The organism is Alteromonas sp. S005, from assembly GCF_036864475.1.
Classification (GTDB): Bacteria; Pseudomonadota; Gammaproteobacteria; order Enterobacterales; family Alteromonadaceae; genus Alteromonas.
This window is the reverse complement of sequence record NZ_JAZETN010000035.1, coordinates 1-2,808: the sequence shown is the minus strand read 5'-3', so window position 1 is coordinate 2,808 and position 2,808 is coordinate 1. Positions and strand designations below refer to the sequence as shown.

The window sequence follows — 2,808 nt, the reverse complement described above, 5'->3', positions numbered from 1 at the left end:
TTCCAAATATGGGGCGCAAACACGTGTGCAATAATGGCGAAGCCGCGCACGTGTTTGCGTCCCAGCGAGCGGCAGCGAGTGACATAATTTGTTTGTTATAAGCCACTGTTAAAACTGCCTCGTTTAGATTTTTTATAGTTTAACCAAACTGCTACGGAAAGAGCAAAGCCACCGAACAGTATGAGAAGTGCGCTATTCGTTTGTGTTGACTGTAGAGCTGGCAAAAACGTGTTGAGCCATAATGGAAAAAAGAAAGCAAAAGGAATGACCACACAAATAAACGCGGCAAAAAAGAAATAGCAGAATGCATTGTTGGCTAGCCCTGATGGGGTTGGCCAGCCGAAGCGAAGGTTTAACGACTTGTGGCCTTTAACTAACAAGTTTAATGCAGCCAAATATAGGGCCACGCCTATTATAAAAAAGAGTATTTCCATGGCCTTAATCTGGCTTATAACGCCCGCATAACGGGCAAAAATACGTAGGCTATAATAACGAGCGAAGTGAGGGAGCCTACGTGTTTTTGTCCCCAGCGAGCGCAGCGAGTGTTAATGCGTTTGTTAGCTGCCTGTGCGTTCTAAAGACTGCGATTGCTCAAGTCTTTCAGCCAACCAAACCTTGATTATAGATTGGCGAGTGACGCCAACACGACCAGCTTCTCTGTCTAGGGAATCAATCATCCATTCTGGAATGTCTACGTTAATCCTTTTTTGTTTTTGCATGGGACGTTTGGCTTTAGACAAATCTAAGTGTTGAAGAACTTCATCTCCATTCTCGAATTTATCTTCAAAGTTTTTAGCTTTCATAAATTGCCACCTCTGATTTTCTGGCGCGTCTTACAGAAATAATTCGAATATTTTTATTCCTGTGAGTAATCACTGCTGTCCAGTGTTTGGCACCGATAAGACCAATAACGATATATCTAGGTTCATCTTCTGTTTTTGCCGGGATCTCCAAAAGCATTGGGTCATTCCAAAGCTTTTGGGCTTCTACAAAGTCGATTCCATGTTTACTTAAATTAGAATCACTTTTAGTTTGGTCAAATTCGAAATTCTGCATGAGTAAAAATTATACCTTTTTGACTCAGACTGCAAGAGGTAAATTTGTGGGGCAGCTAACTTTTAAATAAGGGGCGCAGACATGTGGGCTAAAATTCGAACGAAGTGAGCAGCCCACATGTTTGCGTCCCAGCCCGCGCAGCGGGCGAACTTGATTTTTTTGTTATACACGTGCCGATTAAACCTTGTTACTGGATACAAGCAGCATAACCACTGGCGAATACATTGCAATAGCCGCAAAAGCTAAAAGCGGATTCCATAAAACGAAGAACGGCATGTACACGTGATAAAGCGGAAAGTTTAAAGCGAAAGAAAAGAACTCAGACGCTGGTATCCCAACACATTTAAACCCTACAAGCATTGCGTCATAGGCGTAACAACCTACAAAATTAGACGGTTTATGACCGTAGTCCACGAAGGTGAATACGAATATTTCAATTAAAAGTAAAGCTGCAACTGCTGCGACATAAGCAATTGATAGCTTTCTCATTAACTTCCAATGTTTAGGTTTCATCAAAGTGTATAACGCTAAGCTTTGGGGCGCTAACACGTGGGCTAAAATCCGAACGAAGTGAGTCAGCCCACGTGTTAGCGTCCCAGCGACCGGAGGGAGTGCCAACAGCGTTTTGTTAGAGCTGCTTTGAAAACAACCAGTTAGTCGAGCCTGTATTTTTGCATCTCGTTATAAATTGACAGTTTCTTTGCGTGTGCACTTTCCATTTTCTCAGACAAGTCTCGTATTAGTTCACCGCCTCCAGCTTTCATGTATTCGTCAAGCGCTTTAATAGCAACGGATTCTGCTTCGTCCGCTTCCCTATACTTTGACATTAATTCTGTGGCCTCTTGGCTATAAACTGCCATTTAATTCTCCTTTGTTAAAGTAATCCCGTAAGCTCTAACGCTAAGCTTTGGGGCGCTAGCACGTGGGCTAAAATCCGAGCGAAGCGAGCCAGCCCACGTGTTAGCGTCCCAGCGACCGAAGGGAGTGCCAACAGCGTTTTGTTAGGCGTACAAAGGAAAGTACGCAGCTTTGCTGCCACCACTAGCCAAATGGACCGCGTGTTTAAATTGTTGAAATTAAGATAAAACAACCATGTGCGAAATACCAGATGTTAACGACAATTCGGGATAAATGAGTGAGCTTAGAAGACTGGTGATGTTGAATGTTGGCTTTTCGGTGTTGATAAAAAGCGCGTTGCTAAAGCCGTTGAAACTACCGAAAAAGCAAGCTGCAAAGACAACCTAGCGAAACAACCTTGATGCCGGAAAGTCACAATTTAACCCACATTTTAATGCTGTAAGTAAATGACGCCTAACTTTTAAATAAGGGGCGCAGGCATGTGGGGCATAATGGCGAAGCCGCCCCGCATGTATGCGTCCCAGCGAACGAAGTGAGTGACTTGATTTTTTTGTTAGGTGCGTGTTTATTATTACCAAGATTCATAATGCTGGATAGTGTGAGATTGTTCATATTTTTTCATTATTTCTGGAATGGACGCTAGATGCCAATTAACACCAAACTTGTTCTCTAAAGCTTTAACTGACTCCCATTCACTCACCATTAAATAAGTGTTTGGGTTACAACTAGTTGGTTTACTTATTTCGACTGACAAACAGCCGTGTGACGAAAGTGTGTCTGGAAGGGCCAAATTATGAAACTTGTCTTCAAATTCTTCCTGAAGTTCTGGATACACAACTACACTAAAAATCCGTTTAATCATTTGATTATTGTTCCTTATTCCCAGAAGCACCT

The 2,808-nt window shown here is 42.6% G+C and carries 6 protein-coding genes; all 6 read right to left on the bottom strand.

The window, feature by feature from the left end:
* Nucleotides 1-95: 95 nt before the first annotated feature.
* Complete coding sequence (locus V7R55_RS19375; protein WP_334060998.1) at nucleotides 96-434, bottom strand: hypothetical protein; 339 nt, start codon at nucleotides 432-434, stop codon at nucleotides 96-98.
* 123 nt (nucleotides 435-557) lie between these two features.
* Nucleotides 558-803 (bottom strand): type II toxin-antitoxin system BrnA family antitoxin, encoded by a 246-nt coding sequence (gene brnA, locus V7R55_RS19370; RefSeq protein WP_281716495.1) that lies wholly within the window; start codon nucleotides 801-803, stop codon nucleotides 558-560.
* The gene (locus tag V7R55_RS19365; RefSeq protein WP_014997213.1) at nucleotides 793-1,056 is read right to left on the bottom strand and encodes a BrnT family toxin; all 264 of its coding nucleotides are present in this window, start codon (nucleotides 1,054-1,056) and stop codon (nucleotides 793-795) included. The genes brnA and V7R55_RS19365 overlap by 11 nt, the downstream gene beginning before the upstream one ends.
* Before the next feature lie 177 nt (nucleotides 1,057-1,233).
* The gene (locus V7R55_RS19360) at nucleotides 1,234-1,545 is read right to left on the bottom strand and encodes a hypothetical protein (protein WP_055018621.1); all 312 of its coding nucleotides are present in this window, start codon (nucleotides 1,543-1,545) and stop codon (nucleotides 1,234-1,236) included.
* 164 nt (nucleotides 1,546-1,709) lie between these two features.
* Nucleotides 1,710-1,916, bottom strand: a complete 207-nt coding sequence (locus V7R55_RS19355; RefSeq protein WP_012518317.1) for a hypothetical protein — start codon at nucleotides 1,914-1,916, stop codon at nucleotides 1,710-1,712.
* 569 nt (nucleotides 1,917-2,485) lie between these two features.
* Nucleotides 2,486-2,808 (bottom strand): antibiotic biosynthesis monooxygenase family protein (locus V7R55_RS19350; RefSeq protein WP_334060992.1); only part of this gene is annotated, 323 nt, incomplete at its 5' end.